The following is an 18,498-nucleotide window of genomic DNA, read 5'->3' as shown; positions in this document are numbered from 1 at the left end:
CGACCCCTGGGAGGACACCGAATGACAACACTCAACCTGAAGGCGTTGCTGCCGGCCATGTCAATGGCAATTGCGCTCACGACGCCTGCCATTGCGCAGGATATCCCCAACATTCCCTCGGAGGTCACGCTGTTCAAGAACGTGATGGTCTTCGACGGGGTGAATGACGGCTTGAAAGATGTCGACGTGCTCGTCGTCAAGAACAAGATTCACAAGATTGCAGAGGACATTCCCGAATCCGGCACGTGGGAAGTCGAAGTTCGAACGGGCGGAAGCAAGCGCCTGCCCGATCCTGTTGGCGGTATCGACGGCTATTCTTTCACCATCCAGACCGAACGCGGTATCGAGACCAAAGAGGTCGAGGTCAATGTGATCGACGGCGGCGGACGCACCTTGATGCCGGGACTGATCGACAGCCATGTGCATGTGAATATGTACAAGGATGGCACGATCCCGGGCCTTCAGGACACGACATGGGAGGAGATCGGCGCACGTTCTGCGGCCTTTGCGCAGGAAATGCTGGCGATGGGCTTCACAACCGTGCGCGACATGTGCGGTGCACATGGTGGACTTCGTGCGGTAATCGACGAGGGTTCGCTTCCGGGCCCGCGGATATACTCGTCCGGCGCCTGCCTCAGCCAGACCGGTGGTCATGGCGACTGGGGGATCGCCGGGCAACGCAAGAACGAAAGCAATCTTGAACGGCTGGAGATCACGCGGCTTGTCGACGGCCCTGCCGAAGTGCTCCACGGCGCGCGGCGGAACTTTGCGCTTGGGGCCAACTACCTCAAGATCATGGTCAGTGGTGGTGTGACCTCCATCAAGGACCCGATCTACCAGTCCGCCTTTACAGACGAAGAAATCGCCGCTGCCGTCGAGGTGGCCGGGGACATGGATTCCTATGTCGCCATGCATGTCTTCATGGATAGCGACCTGTCGCGCGCGCTCGATCTCGGGGTCAAAGTGGTGGATCACGGCCTGACCATAACGGAACCGACGATGCAGAAGCTGGTAGAGAAGGAAGCGTTCTTCTCGCCCAACCTGACCGCGTTGGCGCCCGAGGCGCTTGAGCATCCGATGCACCAGGACCCGACCTTCCCGCCGACGGCGAAGTTCCTCTGGTTGCGGAAAAACAGCGAGCAGTTGTTTGATCTGGTGCGGAAGTACAAGCCGAAGATGGTGTTCGATTCCGACTACGTGCTGCTGACCGGTGTGCCGTACCGGCAGTCGATGGACTTCACCAAGGCTTTCATGGCGCGTGAGTTCGGCAACCTCTGGGCCTTGCAGATGATGACCTCGAATGGCGGCGAACTGGCCGCACTGACGGGACGCGGAAACCCCTATCCCGAAGGCAAGCTCGGCGTGATCGAGGAAGGTGCGTATGCCGATATCCTCATCGTTGACGGAAACCCGCTCGAAGACATCACTGCCATCGGCGCTGTCGATACATGGTTCGATGCCGAGCCACGCGGGCAGGACGTGCCGAGCATTCGCGTCATCATGAAGGACGGCAAGTTCTACAAGAACACGTTGAACTGAACTTTCGGCGGGGCGCTGGCCCCGCCGTCAACATTGCGGAAGGGCAAACTTATGAAGCATCTTTTCAAGTCCACATTACTGGCGGGCGTGGTGTCGCTCGCTGCCGGCATGTCCTCTGCGCAGGACGAAGCGCTGCCGCAGACCCTGTTCACCAATGTCCATGTTTTTGACGGCGTGAACGAGGCGCGGATCGAAAACGCCAGCGTTCTGGTCGAAGGCAACCTGATCAAGGAAATTTCGACGGACGGGATCGAAGCGCCCAACGCAACCATGATTGACGGCGGCGGGCGCACGCTCATGCCGGGGATGCATGACCAGCACGTGCATTTGCTGGTGTTCAACCCGCTCAGTGACGGGTTGCGCCAGAACATCACGCCCTTCCATCTTGGTGGCGTTGCAACGATCCGGTCCGAGCGCATCCTGATGAACGGGTTCACGACGGTTCGTGACCTCGGCGGACCGGCAAAGTCCATCGCGCGGATCATCGATACCGGTATGTTCCCCGGCCCGAGGATCTATTCCTCGGAGGCCTTCATCACGCAGACATCGGGCCATGCCGATTTCCGCAAGCTGAACGACCGGCATCCAACCCTGTCGGGGCAAGGCCCATCGCATTGGGTCGACACGGACATGAGCTTCATCGCGGATGGCCCGGAGCAGATCCGCATGGCGGTGCGCGAGAACCTGCGGCGCGGGGCAACCCAGATCAAGGTCATGGTCAGCGGTGGGGTCACGTCCGAGTTCGACCCGCTGCATTCGCTTCAGTACCAGGCGGACGAGATCCAGATGGCGGTCAAGACCGCCGAGCAATGGGGCACCTACGTCACCTGCCACGTGTTCACCGAGCAGGCGATCCGCAACTGTATCGACAACGGTGCAAAGACCGTTGAGCACATCCCGTTCCTGACCAAGGAGGCCGCCGAGATCATGGTCGAAAAGCAGATCATGTTCGCGACGGCGGTAGCCCCGGTCTACTCGGTGACGACCGAACAGGCGGAAGCCTTCTACACGCCAGCCTCGTTCGCCAAATGGAAGAGTGTCCGTGACGCCGCCGCCAACATGATCGAGGTGATCCAGACGACACCGGGCATGATCGACCTCTACACTCTGGGCACCGATCTCATCAACAACTGGGACCAGACGCTTGAGCAGGACAAGAAGATGAACGACGAGTTCAAATACCTGCACGAGGCCAAGTTCAAACCCTTCGACATTCTGCGCATGGCCACATCGAACGGCGCCCGCATGAACCGGCTTACGGGCTTGAACAATCCGTATCAAGACGGCCCGCTCGGCGTGGTCGAGGAAGGCGCTTACGCGGATCTCCTGCTGGTCGATGGCAACCCGCTCGAAGACATCCTTCTTCTGGCCGATCCTGATCCCAACCTGAAGGTCATCATGAAGGACGGCGTGATCTACAAGAACACGCTGGACTGAGGAGAGCGCGGGGCGGTCTCCCTCGTCCGCCCCGCGTTTTTTCCCCGACGCAATCATCCCGGAAGGACTGACCGTGAAACACCTCACTCTTGCCACTCTCATGGCCCTCTGCAGTTCGATGGCGGTTGCTCAGGAGTGCGACGTCGCGCTTCTCAACGGCCGTGTCATGGACCCGGAAACCAATCTTGATGCCGTGCGCAATGTCTGCGTGACCGGCGACAGGATCACCGCGATCACCGAAGATGCCTTGACGGGCAAGCGCGAGATCGACGTTTCCGGGCATGTAGTCGCGCCGGGATTCATCAACACCCATTCGCATTCCTTTGGCGGCTTCGATCAGAAGATGATGGCCCATGATGGCACGACGACGATCCTCGATACCGAGAGCGGCGTGGCGGATGCCGACCTGTTCTACGACAAGTACGAGGGCAATTCCTTTCTCAACTTCGGTTCCGGGATGGGGCACGAGGAGATCCGGCGTGTCGTGATGGATGGGGTTTCAGTCGAGCTGGCATCCGATCCGACCTACATCCTCAAGTCACGCGGTGCAGCCGAGGAAGAAGACGGACATGCCAGCTGGGCGCTGGATATTCCAACTGCGGATCAGCTCGTCGAAGTCATGACCATGTATGAAAAGGGTCTTCGCGCCGGGGCGATCACCGTCAACACGACGGTGGGATACATGGGATACAACACCTATCCGAAGGAGATTTTCGCGCTTCAGAAAATGGCGAAGAAGTATGACCGCTTCTTTGGCGCCCATACCCGTTTCGGTCCGACCGAGAGCCTGCCGCTCTACTATTCCCTGGGCGCAAACGAGGTGATCGCAAACGCCGTTGCGCTCGACGGGGCCCTGATCCTTTCCCACATCCAGAACCAGGGGTGGGAAGAAATCTACGAGCTTGCGCGCCGCCTGCAAATGCGCGGAATGACCATCTTCGCGGAATACTACCCGGCCATCACCGGCAATCCGAACATCGCGACACCGCAACTGCTGCCGGACAAGATCGAGGCGAACAATATCGTTCCGACCCGCGATATCTTCGATACCAGCACCGGCGAACTCTACGAGTCCGACGAGGAGTTCTTCCGGCAGCAGAAGGAGGATCCGAGCAAGCCGATTTTCATCACAGTCCGCCCCGAAGCAGACCTGGAGCGCTGGATCCACATGAAGGATATTGCGATCGCCAACGACATCGTCGGCTTCACCGTCGATGGCGAACCGCTGCCGATCGAGGCCGATTTCACGGAGTACGGGGGGCACCCGCGCAATGCCGGCACCTATGGCATCGTGTTCCGCGAGGCCCGTGAACAGGGCATCGCGCTGATGGAGATGGTGAACAACGCCTCCTACATTCCCGCGAAGTACTTTTCCAAGGTGGGCCTGAAGGCGATGCAGGAACGCGGCCGGATGCAGGAAGGCATGATCGCGGATATCACGATCTTCGACCCCGACACGATCACCGAAACATCATCGATGAAGAAGGGAATGAACGGCTCCTTCACCAAGGGAATCCCCTACGTTCTGGTGAGCGGGCAGGTCATTATCGACGACGGTGTCGCTAATATCGACCTGCGGCCCGGGCAGCCGATCCGTTACCCGGTCATCGAAGGGGGCGAGATCGATCTGGACCTCGGGGACAAGGAATTCACCTGGCACGCCGACATCGAAACGCCAGAGGATGAGCATTCCGAGTTCCCGCTCCGCCCTGCCGAGCTGGAACACTCCATTCCCGGAGCTCCGGGGCATTGAACCCACAAGAACGGTCAGGGCAGCCATGCTGTACTGACCACAACATCGAAGCAATTCCGGGTGGCAAGATGAACAGGATCCTTCTTTCGACAGCCCTTTGCGTCTCTGCGACAGTTGCAGCGGCGCAGGACACAAAAGACATGCGCACCTTCCTGTTTATCGGCGCATCCAACAGCGCCGCCTGGGAGATGCAGATCGCCAATCCCGGGGACCGCGCGGCCTCGGTGAAGGGTGGGATCGAGGCGCTCGGCGGCGAGCTTTTGAGCTACTATTGGGGGCTTGGGAACGGGAAGAACTACATCACCGTCGCCCTGCCGGACGACCCCACCTTCATCCAGGCCTTCTATGTCAGCCGTCTCGGTGACGGGTTGCTGGAGGATTACCAGATGATCGAGTTGATGAGCAGCGCCGACATGGCCGAAGCCCTCGCCCGTGTGCCGGAGATCAAGGCGCAGGACGATCTCAAGTAACCGGACTGCACACTCGGGACGATCCAGAAGGGAACATCAAATGAACTTCAGCCCTGTGTGTGTCGGCGGAGTCGTATTATGCAAATAGTTGCCATTGGCCTGCTGTCCGCCTTCTTTCTCTTCGCCAGTTCGATCAAGATCCTTGGCTGGCAGAAGCTCATCTTCGAAACGCAACTGGCGATGTTCGTCAAATACGGGCTGAACCGTCAGATCATGGCGCTTGTCGGTGGTGTCGAGCTTTTCGGGGCGGTGGCGATCTGGTTTCAAGGCAGCTTGCTCGGGCCGCTCGGGGCCGCTGCCCTTCTGGGCACGTCGCTTGGCGCAATCGGTTGTCATCTGATCTGGGACACTTGGAAAGACGGTGTGCCTGCCATGATCACGGCTACGCTTTCGGCCTTCGTCCTCTGGACGGGCCGGGATGTCGTACTGGCGATACTTGCATGAGCGGGCCGAAGAAGAATCAAGAGCAACAAGAGAGACCTCATATGGGACAGGCAAGGCTTCTCGGTACGGTCATCGTCGCTGGCTTCTGGTTATCAACCGGAGCCTTGGCGCAGGAAAGCCGGCCAACGTCCGCCCTGGAGGCCGCCGCAGCGGTCTCGCTCGGTGGCCCGGCATCCACGCAGGCCCAACTGGAACAAGACCGAGTGCGGAGGTTGCAGGACTCTCGCTGGCCGGGGCTGGATGCGGCATTGGACCCCTTGGAGGCATCGCGGCAACGCTTTGCCGAACGCACCGGCCTGAACCTCTCCTTCGACTACCAGGCCTATTACCAGTCCGCGACCGAGAGCCTGACCGATATCGACGAGGCCGCCTTGGGCCAGGCGCGCATTCTGGGCCAGTGGACGCTGCTCAATCGCGGCGGCGAAAATCCCGGGCAATTGGTCTTCACATTGGAGAACCGCCATCTGCTCGGCACGGACATCGCGCCAAGCGGGCTTGCCGGGGAAATCGGCTATGCGGGCGTCACCGCAACGACATTCAGTGACACCGACACGACCCTCTCCGTCGCCTACTGGTCCCAGACGCTCGCTGGCGGGAAGGCCGGTGTCGTGGCCGGCCGGATCGATCCGGGAGACTACTCGGACATCCTCGGCTACGTGAACCCACGCACGACTTTCTCCAATTTCTCGATCCTGTTCAGCCCGGTCCTGCCGATCCCCGATCCCGGCTTCGGCATTGCGGGGGGCGGTTTCCTGACCGACCAGATCTATGCCCTCGGTGTCCTGTCGGATGCAAACGGCTCGCTGACCGATGTCGAGTGGTTTCCCGGTGGCCCCGAGTTCTACAAATACGCCGAGATCGGATGGACGCCCGAACGCTCGAAGCGCTTTCTAACCAACGTTCACCTCGGGGTATTTCACGTCGATGAACGCACCGAGGCAGGCGTGCCGGAGAGCTACGGGGCGATCCTGTCTGCCAACCACACGATCAACGAGGAATTCATGATCTACGGACGCCTCGGCTGGTCGGAGGGTGAGGCGCCGATCGCCCGACGCGCAGCCAACGCTGGACTTCTATGGCGGCCGGGCCTCTATGACGACCTCTTTGGGTTTGGCGCGACCGTTGCGGACCCGGTAGATGAAACGCTCGACACCCAGACCACAATGGAGGCCTTCTATCGGTTGGACCTGTCGGACAATGTCGCCCTGACGGCGGACGTCCAGCACATGATCAACCCGGGCTTCAACGATCAGGACACGACCGTTTTCGGCTTGAGGCTGCGGATCAATCTTTGACCTGAGTAGCGGCGGATAGAATGCCGTCTGGTTGGGAGTGTCGTGCCTGCGCCGGAACGGCCCATGCAGCCATCGCGGCCAAGGAGGCGACCCCTTGGATGATTGGCATTGCGTCAGGCGAAAGTCTTGACGGCAGAACAACCGTCGAATTTGGCTTGTTGCTCTGCAATGTCAGCCATTCCAATGAAGCTGTCGGATGCTCTCAAGCGGGGGCATGGCGGTTCGCTTAGATCTTTCCACAGAAGGCGGCCACGGAGGTCGCCACCGTCAGAAAGGTTGGAACCGATGACAAACACCCTCAAGAACACCGTATTCGCCGCCCTTGCCGCCTCACTCGCCCTCGCTGCCCCGATGGCCGCCAATGCCGGTGACATCGGTGAGAAAGCCCTCAAGGGCGCTGTGGCCGGCGCCGTGCTGACCGAAATCACCGGCGGCGACGCCAAGGACGGCCTGGCCCTCGGCGCAGCCGCCGGTGCGCTCGGTGGCAAGATCGCCGAAGACCGGGATCGTCAAGATCGCAAGGACGATCGCAAGAAGGGTGGCAACAAGCACAAGCGCTGATCCCGCAACGAGACAACCGGAACGGTTTACCCCTTCCAACCGACGCTGGAGAGATCCGGCATCTGCTTCAAACCCGTTAGGCCTCATGCCTGCCGGGTTTGTTGCGTCAGGGTGGTTCAGGAAGACGGAGAAACGTGAAAGTGCGGGCCTATGATCCGAGCAGTCCGGCCTCTACTCAGATCGTTCGCCCTATGCCAGGGGCGCTTCTGTTGCTGGCTGCTCCCTGAAGTCGCTGGGGGGCTGTCCGTACCATCTTCGGAATGCCGTGCTGAAGGTACTGGCGTCGCTATATCCGAGAAGATAGGCGATCTCGGTGAGCGGAAGCGTGCTGTTGAGCAGATAGTCCCGGGCCAGAGCCTTTCGCAGATTGGCGACGACCGCTGCGAAGCTCGTGCCCTCGTCGGTCAGTCGGCGGGCCAGCGTTCGGGCGCTCATCCCAAGTTCCGCCGCAATTGCGTCCTGCTGGGCCGTGCCGGCTGCAAGACGCGCCGTGATCTGCCTCTCAACAACCCGGGCCACACTGTTGGGTGTCTGCGGCATCCGAGCCAGCGTGTTCTCGCAAATGACCGAAAGCGTCCGCTGCAAGTTGTCGTCGGCCGTCAACAGCGGCACATCCATATCAGCCGCCTTGAAGGCAATGCTGTTCTCCGCGGCACCAAACAGGACATTGCAGCCAAAGAACCTGTCGAGGGCCTCGGTGCCGGTCAGCCGCTGATGCGCGAACCGAACATGCGTCGGACGGATTTGCCGATTGGAGTAGTCCCGCAGGGCGAAGACCGTGCCAACGGCTCCAAACTCGGCATATTGCCCGGTCGGAATGCTTGCTGGCACATCGTAGTGCCAGGTCAGCCGGGTGGTTTCCGGGCCTTCTTCCATGGCCGTCTTGCTCGCGTCACCGATCACGCGCTGAAAACGGGTGATGTTTCGAAGGTAACCGCCAACGGTAGGTGCCGAAACGCCGACATAGGCGAGCAACCCGGCCTTCCTGACCAGGTCCGGCGACTGTGCCAGGCGGTATCCGACAAGGTCGTCCCTGGTCAAAGCGCTCGCCTTTTCAAACAACCAGGCAGTCTTGTCGAAGGACCAGCGAGCATCCGGGTCTTCGAGTTGAGATCTGGTTATCCCGAACTCCTTTCGGATATCCCGCTCGGAAAGGCCTGTTTTCTTCAACTCACCGACAATGATCTGTCCCCAGATTGCGCTGTGTTTTGGAATCTCGGATTTCATTTCTGGTCCGTAGTCTCGGTGTCTGACGTGTTGCGCCACGTTAAGGCCCGTCTGACCTTCTTGCCAGTTGCCAAAGCCAACGTTCGAACAACGCAACGCCCGTTTCGTTCAATACCCGCAGTGCCTTTCACACACTCGCCACCAAGGTAGGCGCGACGTCGGTCGCGAGTAACTCGAGATCCGTGCGGTGTGACACACCGAGTAGCGGCGCACATCGTCCGGGTTGGGCAGCTTGCTTGTTCGCTGTGGCTTTCGAAGCCGCCATTCTCGGCGCGCTACTTAAAAGTCCGCTCTGGGCCGGAGGCGTCAGGAGGCTCCACCAAGGTGGTCACGCGGCCCGCCTCAGCGCCGCATGGCTGCTTTGAACCCAAAGCCGGTGTTCTTGCTACGTGGGATTACCTTCAGTTTTACGCCCTAAAAAATCTATACCTTACGTCACCCTCTTCATCAGGTTTACCAGATGGTTTTACAGGCGAGCCTGAGGTAGCCTTCATTAACTTCTTCGCCATCTTGAGGGTTAAGTTATGATCTCCAAACGCGTATTTTTGTCCAGCCTTGCATCGACCGCTGCGCTGGCGCTGGTGCCGGCGCGAGCCCGAGCTCAAGCTCCAGATGCAACGCTCTTCACGAACGTGCGTGTTTATGACGGGATGTCCGATGAGTTGACCGAACTCACGAACGTTCTTGTCGAAGGGGAATTGATCAAGGATGTCTCGCCCGCTGTTGATGCCGCGCCAGAGGTACCGCGCATCGATGGAGATGGACGGACCTTGATGCCGGGGCTCCTCGACATGCATGTGCACCTGCAGTGGAACCAGGACCCAGCTGGTTTCCTGACAGCACGTCCAGATTACATTGCTGCATTGGCATTGAGTGAAAGTGAAGCCACCCTGATGCGTGGCTTTACCAGTGTCCGTGATACTGGTGGCGGCATTCTCGGTTTGGCGCGCGCCATAGACGAGGGCCTCCACCCCGGTCCGCGCATTCAGGCGTCAAACGCTGCGATTTCAATGACCGCCGGTCATGGCGATCTTCGGCCGCGATCCGTGCGTCCGAGAGCCTTCGGTGGGCCGCCATTCACAGAAGCGGAGCGACTTGGGATCACACTTTTCGCAGACGGGGTACCTGAAGTACTGGCGGCTGCACGCGAGCAGTTCCGGCAGGGTGCGCACTTCATCAAAGTCTTTTCAGGCGGCGCCGTGACTGGCCTCTACGACCCATTGGATATCAACGAGTATTCGCCGGCAGAACTCGAAGCGGCAGTAGAGGAGGCCAAACGTTGGAACACTTACGCGACCTCGCACGCATACATGGACACATCGGTTCGGGCCGCCATTGAGGCAGGTTACCAATGTATTGAACACTGCAACCTCATGACGCCTGAGTCGATGGAGTTGGCCGTGGAAAAAGGGGTCTGGCTTTCAACCCAGGTTGGCTTTTTTGCAGCAGACATTCCGGCAGGGTTCACGCCCGCCCAGGCAGAACGCCAAAAGATGGCGTTTGATGGTCTCGACGCCATGCTTCGATTAGCGCGAGAGTCCGGCGCTAAGATTGCACTCGGAACAGACTTTGTCGGATCGAGGCAAACGAAAGCAACGCAGTTGGAGGAATTGCAGCTCAGGACGCCATGGTTCAGCAACGCCGAGATTTTGCGGCAGGCAACAGGTCTGAATGGTCAGCTTTGGGACTTGACCGGCCCGCGTAATCCCTACCAGGCTGGTCCAGTCGGTGTCATCCAACCCGGAGCCTACGCAGATATTCTGCTCGTGGACGGAGACCCGATTGCCGACCTTACGGTCATGGCCTCTGCGGACAATTTCGATGTGATTATGAAGAACGGCAAAGCGCACAAGAACAATCTGGCCTGAGAGATTTGCCGAGGGTCAAGATAGACACTTGAACCGCCCCGGGTTTTCCGGAGGCTGATTACTCCGTTTCAGGCGACTTTATCGAACTCGTTACGCTGTTCATAGAACTTCTCCTCGGCTTCTGCTGGCGGGATGTTTCCGATGGTCTGCAGCAGGCGGCGGTTGTTGAACCAGTCGACCCATTTCAGGGTTTCCCATTCGACGGCATCGGCGGTCAGAGGTGGTTCGGTTCGTTTGAACAGTTTCGAGCCCGGCAGTCTCAAAGCCTCTGTTGTTAGCCAAAGCATCAGGGCTTGTATCGTGCGTATCCAAAGTCCATATATACGTGGCTTACGTTTTTCTTTTTCGACCTGCTGTCTCCTCAATTCGGCGTTCAGTCCCTCGATTCAGACCGACCACGCCGAGTCGCTGCAATGATGCGGGCGACAAGCATTAGGAGACTTCCACCATGGCAAATGGCACAGTAAAATGGTTCAACTCAACCAAAGGTTTTGGCTTTATCGAGCCTGAAGATGGGAAGCGCGACGTGTTCGTGCATATTTCCGCACTTGAGCGTTCCGGCATTAGCGAATTGAAGGACGGCCAGAAGGTTACCTTCGACGTCGAAGCTGGCCGTGACGGACGCGAAAGCGCTTCCAACCTGGCACTCGCATAGCCTGCTACGGGCATCCTTCTGGGGTGCCCGTTTGTTCAGAGGGTTCCCAAGAGCCGTTGGAGAAAAAGTCAGTTGCAAAAGCAGGAATTGACCCGGGCGCTCGTTCAATACCGCGTACCCGATAACAAGCGTAGTGTTTTTGAACTGACAATTACTGTTATCCCTTTTTTCGCACTATGGGGCGCAGCGTGGTTTGCGCTTTCCCTTGGTGTCTGGGTCGCTATTCCACTGGCAATCCTTAACGCTGCATTTCTGGTGCGTCTCTTCATCATCATGCATGATTGTGGTCACGGATCATTTTTTAAAAACCGTACCGTTTGCAATTGGACAGGCCGGGTCTTGGGTGTTCTCGCCCTCACACCTTATGACGTCTGGCGGCAAAGCCACGCGATTCACCACGCCTCAACCGGCAACCTCGATCGGCGCGGGATGGGCGATATCCCTACGTTGACTGTAGAGGAATACCTGAAGCGCAAGCGGGCCGGTCGTGCCGCTTACAGGTTAATCCGGAACCCCTTCTTCCTGTTCTGTATCGTGCCTGTCTACACGTTCTTTCTGCAAAATCGCTTACCCTTTGGTTTCATGCGGTCAGGCTGGCTGTATTGGGCAAGCGCAATGGGAACAAACGCCGCGATTGCGGTGGTCCTGGCTCTGATTTTTTGGACCGGAGGCCTGGATGTGCTGGTTTATGTATTCCTGCCAACCATGATCGTCGCCGCCTCGATTGGTATTTGGCTTTTCTATATTCAACACCAGTTTGAACACACGACATGGGAACGGGAAGAAGAGTGGAACCTTCAGGACGCCGCATTCCATGGAAGTTCTCATTATGCCTTACCAGGCATCCTGCTTTGGTTCTCTGCAAATATTGGCGTTCACCATGTTCACCACCTTGCCAGCCGCATACCGTTTTATCGGCTAAACGAAGTTTTGCGGGACCATTCCGAGTTGGAAAATTGCCAACGTATTACTCTATATGAGAGCCTTCACTGTGCACGATTGCATCTTTGGGACGAAAAAAGCCAGCGCCTGCTGACATTTTCCGAGGCTTTGTCGAACGCCAATAACTACTCAGTGTAGTCTGGCGCGCACCAGATATGCCTCCACAGTGTCACCGCCTAGGGCGCGAATGGCCTCCAGTCGGTGAAGGCCTTCGATCAGCACGAACCTCTTGTTGTCCGCGCGTATCTGGATCGGGGTCTTCTGGCCGTTCTTCAGGATATTTTCGGCCAGCGTCAGAACTTTTTGTTGATCAAGCGTTTTTGCCCGTTTCACAGGTACATAAATCAGGTCGAGCGGATATGGTCGTTTCTCCAACATAAGCTACGTGACCAACCTTTCGTGCATGTGTTCCGATTTAGAGCTCACTTCAAAAGCGGGGGCTGGAACGTGCGTCATAGAACCGAACGAACAGCGTCGCGCAGTTCCTGATGCATAATCCAAGTTGCGGGCTCGTCGTCACTTTCGATGTGAGAAAATGCCAGAACCTGTGCGGCTCCATCATTCTGTGCCGATCCGGCTTCGGGAAGATCCAGCTCCAGATATTCCGCAATCAATAGCCCGATTTTCTTGAAGACCTTGATAGAGGCTTCGCGCGATTTGTAGCCGGCCGCCTGAGACAAGTTACCAATGGTCAGACCGTCCTTGCCCGCGATGGTAAGTGCTTTCAGCAACCTGACCTGCGCAGGGGTGAGCCTGATCTGGCGCAATGCCTCGGCATATTCTCTTTCACTGGGAACGAGGGTTCCGGAGTTTCCCTCAAAACGGCGTTGACCGCTACGCTTCCTGTCTCGTTCTTCGAGAATTTCTTTCAAGGCTTCTATAGCCAATGCTGGTGTTTCTCCAACTGCATCGGCAATCATTGTCTGCGTTTTTGCCGGCGGTTTGGGAAACGCCCGTGCAACACTATCGCCGCTCAGAACGCCGGCCTTGATCAAGTACTTTCCAAACTCTTCCTCAATCACTCCTGATACGTCAGCGTTCCGCGACTTACGAACACTGCGGTCCTGAAATGCTCGTTGTTCCAGACCTCGAGCTGACATCTTTGAACCGGAAAGGGTAATTTGAGGGGTATTTTTGCGCATCAGAGAAACACCACTACAACTATCGCTGCGACAAACACCGCCGATGCAATAGATATCTTTATCCTATTGGACCGGCGACGCGCCTTTTCAGCCTTGATGCTTTTGCCCAGGTTTTCATCAATCGAGTCATTGTTCACGGCTTTGTCCTTCCTGATTTCTCATGCGGCATAGGTTTCCACCAACGCATTGTTATGGCACATTTTCCGTGCACGTATCGTTCTGTCTTGTGAATGGACGATTACATTCCCAACCGTCACCTCTTCGGTTCAAATGAGCGTTGGAAGGAACTTGAATCTTATCGCACCTGTTCCGGTTTGCGCGAAAACCACGTTCGCATTTCCATCCGGAAAAAGTCTCAGGGGCGAGATATGCATCCTGTGGAATTGCCACTGGTTCACAGCTGCTCTCCGCCGCCCTGTAACCTCTGAGGCACACCCATCCATCCGAGCTTCTTTTGTCGCTCAGACGACCGTTTTTTGGGACATCTATTGCAACACAATCCTGGTTTTCTTTACGAAATCCCCAGTTGCAGTGTATTTCCTGCACGCCAAACCGAGTTTCGACGTACCCATTTTGGGGCGAAATCACTTCTTCACACTCTTCTCCGGCACGCTGGAACAGCCGATTGCACGTCCACTGATCTCCGGTTGATGCCAGGTAGGCATTTTCAGGAACTCTTATTTTCTCACAGAGTTCTCCGACATTCTGAAAACCGTGATTGCATTCCCACCCGCGGCCATAGGAGCTACCCGTTAAATATGCGTTTTGGGGTACGTCTGGACTTTGGCAGGATCCGTTTCTGTTTTCGAAACCTTCGTCACAAACCGTTGCACTGGCATTGCCTGCGACTTGGGCAGCAAGCTGCGTTCCTGAGAGCGACACCAAAAGTGTCGAGATCAAACAAAGTATGCAGCGCGTAAACCCAATGAGTGACTGATCCAAACGGAGCCAGAGACCTGATCTATCGGGCATCAAACACGCAATTCATGTGCCAAGTGCTGTTCATGCGGCGCCTTCTTTCCTTGGTCACGCGATGACAGGTGCATGTCCGGTGACAGTTGCAAATGCTTGCGAGGAACGAGCTCATAGCGAAGACCCCAGCGAAACCCGTTCCTATGCTGGGGCACATGCTACAGTTAGTCTGAAGGCCATTGGTTTATCGTAACCGGCAGCATCGCGGCGACGAGATACTTTCACCAATACACTTTTGTGGTTCGTGGCAGCGATAGAGTCAAGGAACTTTCCTTCGTCGCCGTGGCAGCACCGCTAGGGCTGGTAGTATTTGAAACTGCAGGTGACCAAGTTGCCAAACAAGCCTCCGAAAGAAATTAACTGGCACCGGTCTGACGTTGTAAAGATTTGGAGCTGGACCAACAGCGAATACCAACTTTGTCTCGCGTTGCCCTTATCGGGCCTGTGAGCCTCCCCATCTGAATTGGTCCGACCTGCTCCCCTTGGAGTCCGCTTTTATTGGTTAGCTCTGTTCAGGGTTTGGTCCTCTTCTGACCATTGGTGATACTCCCGCGGGGTGAGCCCGTCGAGGCTCGTGTGCGGGCGGTTGCGCGAACTGTGCTACGCGGTGCTCATGGGCGAGGCCGGCACCGCCGCAAGACGTGCCTTTGGCGTCGGCAACGAAATCGCGCGCACCATCGCCTATCTTGCAAACCACCTGAACAAGCAGGTCACCATCGACGATTTGGCCGATCGGGTGGGCATGAGCCGCGCGGTCTTCCATCGGCGTTTCAAGGAAGCCACGACAATGTCGCCGATCCAGTTCGTGAAATCGATGCGGCTGAACAAAGCCGCGACGAAAATCGCCGAGGGAAAGACCGTTTCGGAGGCCGCCTGGGATGTGGGTTACCAAAGCTTCTCCCAGTTCAGCCGCGAGTTCAAACGGATGTATGGCCAGTCACCCCGACAATGGAGCCACGACCGACACGTGGCGACAGGGATAGCCTGAAGCGCAGATTGCGGACCTTGGATTAGGCGATACGAACGGTAGCTTCGTCGGGTTTGCCGACTTCCCTAACAGGCACTCGCAGCGAATGTCCGCAATGCGGGCTGCGACTGCAGAAACCCTGAAGCGCGACCAACGGCAGGTTTGGGCCGTCCTCAAACTATGCAATGGTCCCTATCCTGCGCATTGCTGTAATTGGGGGATCGCGCAGCATCGGTCAAAGTGGGCTCGTAGCCGCCTTGCGGCGGCGCAGCGGCTCAAGCTTGGATGACGGCTCAAAAGCAGCCATTGGAACCGCTCAGAAACTTCAGCCCTGTCATCGGGATAGCAGGAAACCTTGACATTCGCTGCCAGAAGCGGTCGCTCGGCGGGCTCGGTTCGGATGGCTGCAGGGAGCCCAAAATACAAAATGCTTCAACGCGCTTTAAGGTCAGCGATGCGCAGAAAGCAGACTTTGCAAAGTCCGGTTGACCACATTGTCCACCAAAGGCGACAGTTCTGCTTCGCGACTGGGCTATACATAGCCCTCAAAGCGTATTGTTTGCGGGACTTCAGTTGCACCGTTTTCCTGAGCGAGTAGGGCGCGTGCTGACGAAAAGGTAGCAAGCGCAAAAAGAACAAGAAGGGCCTTTATCATCGTAGCGCCTCGGATCCGGGTTTTGAACTTGGGCCGGGGTTCACAAATGATCGCCCCGGCCAGCGTCAGGGCAAACGAGGTAGTTCTTGCCCTGAAACATCGTACTTTCGCCTAATTTAGAAGATCACCGACGATGCCGACGGCATCGACCACGGTAGACAGGTCATTCGTAACTTCGAGGACTTCGTCATCGACCAGAATGTAGCGGTTTCCTTTGCCCGGCTCCCCAAGCTTCCATTTGGAAAGGTCCCCAATATCCTCGAACTCCAGGTCAGATGGGAGCTTGGCACCGCGCGTGTAGCGCTTGATCTGTCCAGGTGGTACAGCTTTTGGGCCTTTGCCGGGTTTGTCTTCTATCTGAATGCTGACATCACCGTTCTTGCCCCCCTTGTTCGGCTTTTTACCCTTGTTGTCCTTGGCATGGGCATCGCTGCCTCCAAGGATGAAAAACACAACTGCTAAGGCTGCAAGAATTCCGTATGCAATCTTCATAGATTGTTCCTTTGCTTCCCAACTTCATTCGACCGGCGTTGAAAATTCCGGCACGCGCTTGATCTCTCTTAGTTGCCCTTTGGCACACCCCTTAGTGACTGCCTTCACCCCGCATTAGAAAACGATCCGGGTTCTTAGACCGAACAGGGTAATCCGGTCCTGATCGGGATTTAGAAGCGGGTCGGAAATGAATTGTACCGATGGCGTGATCTGCAGTCCGGGTGAGATTGAAAAGCGGTAGAAAGCTTCAAGCGTGAACTGATCGCCATCTATGCCTCTTGCTTCGGCCCAGTTTAGGCCCAGACCGGCCAAATCGGTGTTGCGACCATAGTAACCGAGACCGGCAGAAATCGACCGTTCATAAAGCGCTGCGGTTCCCTTCGAGGCCCCTGCACGGAAGAACGGCATCCATTTATTGTCAACAAACCATGCGGCGGAAAACGCTGCGCCATAATCTTCTGCTCGACTGCCATCGTCAGCCGCATCCGCATGCCAGAGGGTCAGATGGATATTGTCGAAGTAGATGCGATCAAAGCCGGACGTGTACCCAAGTTCGAGCGACTTGAAGAGATTGCCGTCGCTAAACACATCAAAGTTTGGATCGGACGGGTCGGCGTTTGCGTCTGATACGCTGGCAACGGCGTAGAGGTTCTCGCTCAGCTTTACCCCACCGGCAATACCAAGGCCTTGGTTGGGCGTGTTGATTGTCGGGTTGGTATTGAAAGACAGGTTTTGAAAACCACTGTAGGGGCTTACCAACCCGTAGATATCCACAAAGTCCGTTACATCAATCTGGCCGACTTGCAGCGCCCACGACCCATTCTCAGCCCTTTGGGTCCAGAACAAATTGGTCAAAAGCAAACTGTTGTCATTGAAGGCTGTTCCCGTGATTGAAAGGGCTCCGCCATCCAGCCCGAGAAATTGCGGAGCAACGTCAGTATAACTGTGCCTGTCTTCAATCTTGAATGTCAGAGACCCCCGTTCAGTTGCCTGCCAACTGCCGTAGAACCGCGCAATTTCGCTGGCTGCTTCGCCGGTTCCCAGATCAGCATCCGTGGTTTGGCCCAATGCCAGGTAGTCAATGTTGAACCGAAAACCACCCTCAGCCAGTCGGTCTTTCCACTGAAACCAACCCGGTGCGATGTTGCGTGGAAAATCGGAACGATATTGCGGATCGGTGAGCCCGTCTCCGGGCGCAAGATCGGCTTCGACTGAAGATGGCCCGGATAGTCCCTGAGCCGACGCTGCGCCAGCAAATGCAAGGCTCAATGCGGCAACCAGAAGTCTTATCATTTTGACGCCTGTGCCCCACCGGTCTTGCGATTTCCTGCCGCGCGGATGCGATCAGCAGCACGCTGCTTCCATTCCAACCTGTCTGCCTCGGTTTCCAGAGTTTCGACACGTTCCGCCTCTAGCTGGAAAGTCGCATTCATAGGCATGAGGCCATCCACAACCATCATATTATGAACGGAAGGATCGATAGTCAGCGTGCCTGTCAGCCGAACGGGTTCGTGGAAATAGCTAGGCGCCCAGTCCCCGTTCAACCGCACACGGATCATCTGGTTAGGCGGAGGTGGAGGCATGTGGCTGCACATCCCTCTTTCTGGCACCAAATACGCCACAGGCCGGCCGTCCGGATCGCTCGGAGCAGGAATGGCAAAGCCCGCGAGTGTGATTGTTCGGCCGTCGAATTGCGGGTTTCCGCTCGTTCCAGCCTTTCTTCGACGTTCAGTCACAACCTCGCGCTGATCGAGTAACCAGTCGACGTCAATTCCGTCTGACACCAAGGCGTCTTCGGTCTCTGCTAAATGCAATTGCCATTTCTGCCGTTCTTCGGCGCTGCCAACCTCCTGCTGCAACCTGCCGCGTATACGCACAACGAAAAGAACATCGTCGAACTGTTCAGGGCTGAGATCACGATAGGGGTCATCAAAGACCTGCGCAGACGGATCTAGCAGGTCTGCCCAGTCCAACGCGGTTCCAGGCGTCGCCGCAGCATCATAACCGCACAAAACCAACCCTGCGAATACTGCGGAGCAAAACCAATTTCGCATGAATGCTCTCCGGCTGCCTTATCTG

The 18,498-nt window shown here is 57.1% G+C and carries 18 protein-coding genes and 1 pseudogene; 11 read left to right on the top strand and 8 right to left on the bottom strand.

Features of this window, described 5'->3' with window-relative positions; all coding sequences use genetic code 11:
• Positions 1 to 21: 21 nt before the first annotated feature.
• The 7 genes from ACR3EK_RS05040 (at position 22) to ACR3EK_RS05010 (ending at position 7,499) form a co-directional block, all read left to right on the top strand.
• Positions 22 to 1,539 (top strand): metal-dependent hydrolase family protein, encoded by a 1,518-nt coding sequence (locus ACR3EK_RS05040; protein ID WP_170343540.1) that lies wholly within the window; start codon positions 22 to 24, stop codon positions 1,537 to 1,539.
• A gap of 51 nt (positions 1,540 to 1,590) precedes the next feature.
• Positions 1,591 to 2,976, top strand: a complete 1,386-nt coding sequence (locus tag ACR3EK_RS05035) for a metal-dependent hydrolase family protein (protein WP_170342821.1) — start codon at positions 1,591 to 1,593, stop codon at positions 2,974 to 2,976.
• Between the two features lie 118 nt (positions 2,977 to 3,094).
• A complete protein-coding gene (locus ACR3EK_RS05030) occupies positions 3,095 to 4,729 on the top strand; it encodes an amidohydrolase family protein (RefSeq protein ID WP_170343541.1) in 1,635 nt (544 codons plus the stop codon).
• A 140-nt stretch (positions 4,730 to 4,869) separates the two neighbouring features.
• Positions 4,870 to 5,199, top strand: coding sequence for a hypothetical protein (locus tag ACR3EK_RS05025; protein WP_170357382.1), 330 nt, complete (start codon positions 4,870 to 4,872; stop codon positions 5,197 to 5,199).
• A 78-nt stretch (positions 5,200 to 5,277) separates the two neighbouring features.
• Positions 5,278 to 5,643 (top strand): DoxX family protein, encoded by a 366-nt coding sequence (locus tag ACR3EK_RS05020; RefSeq protein WP_170342826.1) that lies wholly within the window; start codon positions 5,278 to 5,280, stop codon positions 5,641 to 5,643.
• A complete protein-coding gene (locus ACR3EK_RS05015) occupies positions 5,640 to 6,938 on the top strand; it encodes a carbohydrate porin (RefSeq protein WP_170422141.1) in 1,299 nt (432 codons plus the stop codon). The genes ACR3EK_RS05020 and ACR3EK_RS05015 overlap by 4 nt, the downstream gene beginning before the upstream one ends.
• A gap of 285 nt (positions 6,939 to 7,223) precedes the next feature.
• Positions 7,224 to 7,499, top strand: a complete 276-nt coding sequence (locus ACR3EK_RS05010) for a glycine zipper domain-containing protein (protein WP_170343544.1) — start codon at positions 7,224 to 7,226, stop codon at positions 7,497 to 7,499.
• Positions 7,500 to 7,688: 189 nt separating this feature from the next.
• On the opposite strand, the gene ACR3EK_RS05005 is transcribed toward ACR3EK_RS05010, so the two are convergent.
• The gene (locus ACR3EK_RS05005; RefSeq protein ID WP_170342831.1) at positions 7,689 to 8,726 is read right to left on the bottom strand and encodes an AraC family transcriptional regulator; all 1,038 of its coding nucleotides are present in this window, start codon (positions 8,724 to 8,726) and stop codon (positions 7,689 to 7,691) included.
• A gap of 524 nt (positions 8,727 to 9,250) precedes the next feature.
• Here ACR3EK_RS05005 and ACR3EK_RS05000 point away from each other — a divergent pair.
• On the top strand, positions 9,251 to 10,594 hold the full coding sequence (locus tag ACR3EK_RS05000) for a metal-dependent hydrolase family protein (RefSeq protein ID WP_480632826.1): 1,344 nt from the start codon (positions 9,251 to 9,253) through the stop codon (positions 10,592 to 10,594).
• Positions 10,595 to 10,662: 68 nt separating this feature from the next.
• Here ACR3EK_RS05000 and ACR3EK_RS04995 read toward each other — a convergent pair.
• A pseudogene (locus ACR3EK_RS04995) lies at positions 10,663 to 10,803 on the bottom strand (IS3 family transposase); the annotation flags it as partial.
• A 239-nt stretch (positions 10,804 to 11,042) separates the two neighbouring features.
• On the opposite strand from ACR3EK_RS04995, the gene ACR3EK_RS04990 reads away from it, so the two are divergent.
• Together ACR3EK_RS04990 and ACR3EK_RS04985 are read left to right on the top strand one after the other, a co-directional pair.
• The gene (locus ACR3EK_RS04990) at positions 11,043 to 11,249 is read left to right on the top strand and encodes a cold-shock protein (RefSeq protein WP_170357379.1); all 207 of its coding nucleotides are present in this window, start codon (positions 11,043 to 11,045) and stop codon (positions 11,247 to 11,249) included.
• 72 nt (positions 11,250 to 11,321) lie between these two features.
• Positions 11,322 to 12,329 carry a fatty acid desaturase gene (locus tag ACR3EK_RS04985; protein WP_170357378.1) on the top strand — a complete coding sequence of 336 codons (1,008 nt, stop codon included), beginning with the start codon at positions 11,322 to 11,324 and terminating at the stop codon, positions 12,327 to 12,329.
• Here the strand turns inward: ACR3EK_RS04985 and ACR3EK_RS04980 are convergent.
• The 3 genes from ACR3EK_RS04980 to ACR3EK_RS04970 form a co-directional block, all read right to left on the bottom strand.
• The gene (locus ACR3EK_RS04980) at positions 12,321 to 12,569 is read right to left on the bottom strand and encodes a ParB N-terminal domain-containing protein (protein WP_480632825.1); all 249 of its coding nucleotides are present in this window, start codon (positions 12,567 to 12,569) and stop codon (positions 12,321 to 12,323) included. The two genes, ACR3EK_RS04985 and ACR3EK_RS04980, sit on opposite strands and share 9 nt — an antisense overlap.
• A 74-nt stretch (positions 12,570 to 12,643) precedes the next feature.
• On the bottom strand, positions 12,644 to 13,333 hold the full coding sequence (locus ACR3EK_RS04975; RefSeq protein ID WP_170357376.1) for a hypothetical protein: 690 nt from the start codon (positions 13,331 to 13,333) through the stop codon (positions 12,644 to 12,646).
• Positions 13,333 to 13,470 carry a hypothetical protein gene (locus ACR3EK_RS04970; RefSeq protein WP_170343549.1) on the bottom strand — a complete coding sequence of 46 codons (138 nt, stop codon included), beginning with the start codon at positions 13,468 to 13,470 and terminating at the stop codon, positions 13,333 to 13,335. The genes ACR3EK_RS04975 and ACR3EK_RS04970 overlap by 1 nt, the downstream gene beginning before the upstream one ends.
• A gap of 1,448 nt (positions 13,471 to 14,918) precedes the next feature.
• On the opposite strand from ACR3EK_RS04970, the gene ACR3EK_RS04965 reads away from it, so the two are divergent.
• Entirely contained in the window at positions 14,919 to 15,293 is a 375-nt protein-coding gene (locus tag ACR3EK_RS04965; protein WP_480632824.1) for a helix-turn-helix domain-containing protein, read from the top strand.
• Between the two features lie 745 nt (positions 15,294 to 16,038).
• On the opposite strand, the gene ACR3EK_RS04960 is transcribed toward ACR3EK_RS04965, so the two are convergent.
• From ACR3EK_RS04960 to ACR3EK_RS04950, 3 genes are all read right to left on the bottom strand, one after another.
• Complete coding sequence (locus ACR3EK_RS04960; protein ID WP_170337130.1) at positions 16,039 to 16,419, bottom strand: hypothetical protein; 381 nt, start codon at positions 16,417 to 16,419, stop codon at positions 16,039 to 16,041.
• A 114-nt stretch (positions 16,420 to 16,533) separates the two neighbouring features.
• Complete coding sequence (locus ACR3EK_RS04955) at positions 16,534 to 17,712, bottom strand: carbohydrate porin (protein WP_480632823.1); 1,179 nt, start codon at positions 17,710 to 17,712, stop codon at positions 16,534 to 16,536.
• Complete coding sequence (locus ACR3EK_RS04950) at positions 17,709 to 18,473, bottom strand: DUF3299 domain-containing protein (protein WP_170357374.1); 765 nt, start codon at positions 18,471 to 18,473, stop codon at positions 17,709 to 17,711. The genes ACR3EK_RS04955 and ACR3EK_RS04950 overlap by 4 nt, the downstream gene beginning before the upstream one ends.
• Positions 18,474 to 18,498: the final 25 nt, after the last annotated feature.

It is taken from the genome of Ruegeria sp. BC8, from assembly GCF_056535705.1.
Note: the sequence above shows the minus strand (reverse complement) of the source record. Positions and strands in the feature narration are given on the sequence as shown.

Coding starts and splice junctions, on each gene's coding strand:
- ACR3EK_RS05040 (WP_170343540.1), top strand. CDS start 22: ATGACAACACTCAACCTGAAGGCGTTGCTGCCGGCCATGTCAATGGCA.
- ACR3EK_RS05035 (WP_170342821.1), top strand. CDS start 1,591: ATGAAGCATCTTTTCAAGTCCACATTACTGGCGGGCGTGGTGTCGCTC.
- ACR3EK_RS05030 (WP_170343541.1), top strand. CDS start 3,095: ATGGCGGTTGCTCAGGAGTGCGACGTCGCGCTTCTCAACGGCCGTGTC.
- ACR3EK_RS05025 (WP_170357382.1), top strand. CDS start 4,870: ATGCGCACCTTCCTGTTTATCGGCGCATCCAACAGCGCCGCCTGGGAG.
- ACR3EK_RS05020 (WP_170342826.1), top strand. CDS start 5,278: ATGCAAATAGTTGCCATTGGCCTGCTGTCCGCCTTCTTTCTCTTCGCC.
- ACR3EK_RS05015 (WP_170422141.1), top strand. CDS start 5,640: ATGAGCGGGCCGAAGAAGAATCAAGAGCAACAAGAGAGACCTCATATG.
- ACR3EK_RS05010 (WP_170343544.1), top strand. CDS start 7,224: ATGACAAACACCCTCAAGAACACCGTATTCGCCGCCCTTGCCGCCTCA.
- ACR3EK_RS05005 (WP_170342831.1), bottom strand. CDS start 8,726: ATGAAATCCGAGATTCCAAAACACAGCGCAATCTGGGGACAGATCATT.
- ACR3EK_RS05000 (WP_480632826.1), top strand. CDS start 9,251: ATGATCTCCAAACGCGTATTTTTGTCCAGCCTTGCATCGACCGCTGCG.
- ACR3EK_RS04990 (WP_170357379.1), top strand. CDS start 11,043: ATGGCAAATGGCACAGTAAAATGGTTCAACTCAACCAAAGGTTTTGGC.
- ACR3EK_RS04980 (WP_480632825.1), bottom strand. CDS start 12,569: ATGTTGGAGAAACGACCATATCCGCTCGACCTGATTTATGTACCTGTG.
- ACR3EK_RS04975 (WP_170357376.1), bottom strand. CDS start 13,333: ATGCGCAAAAATACCCCTCAAATTACCCTTTCCGGTTCAAAGATGTCA.
- ACR3EK_RS04965 (WP_480632824.1), top strand. CDS start 14,919: ATGGGCGAGGCCGGCACCGCCGCAAGACGTGCCTTTGGCGTCGGCAAC.
- ACR3EK_RS04960 (WP_170337130.1), bottom strand. CDS start 16,419: ATGAAGATTGCATACGGAATTCTTGCAGCCTTAGCAGTTGTGTTTTTC.
- ACR3EK_RS04955 (WP_480632823.1), bottom strand. CDS start 17,712: ATGATAAGACTTCTGGTTGCCGCATTGAGCCTTGCATTTGCTGGCGCA.
- ACR3EK_RS04950 (WP_170357374.1), bottom strand. CDS start 18,473: ATGCGAAATTGGTTTTGCTCCGCAGTATTCGCAGGGTTGGTTTTGTGC.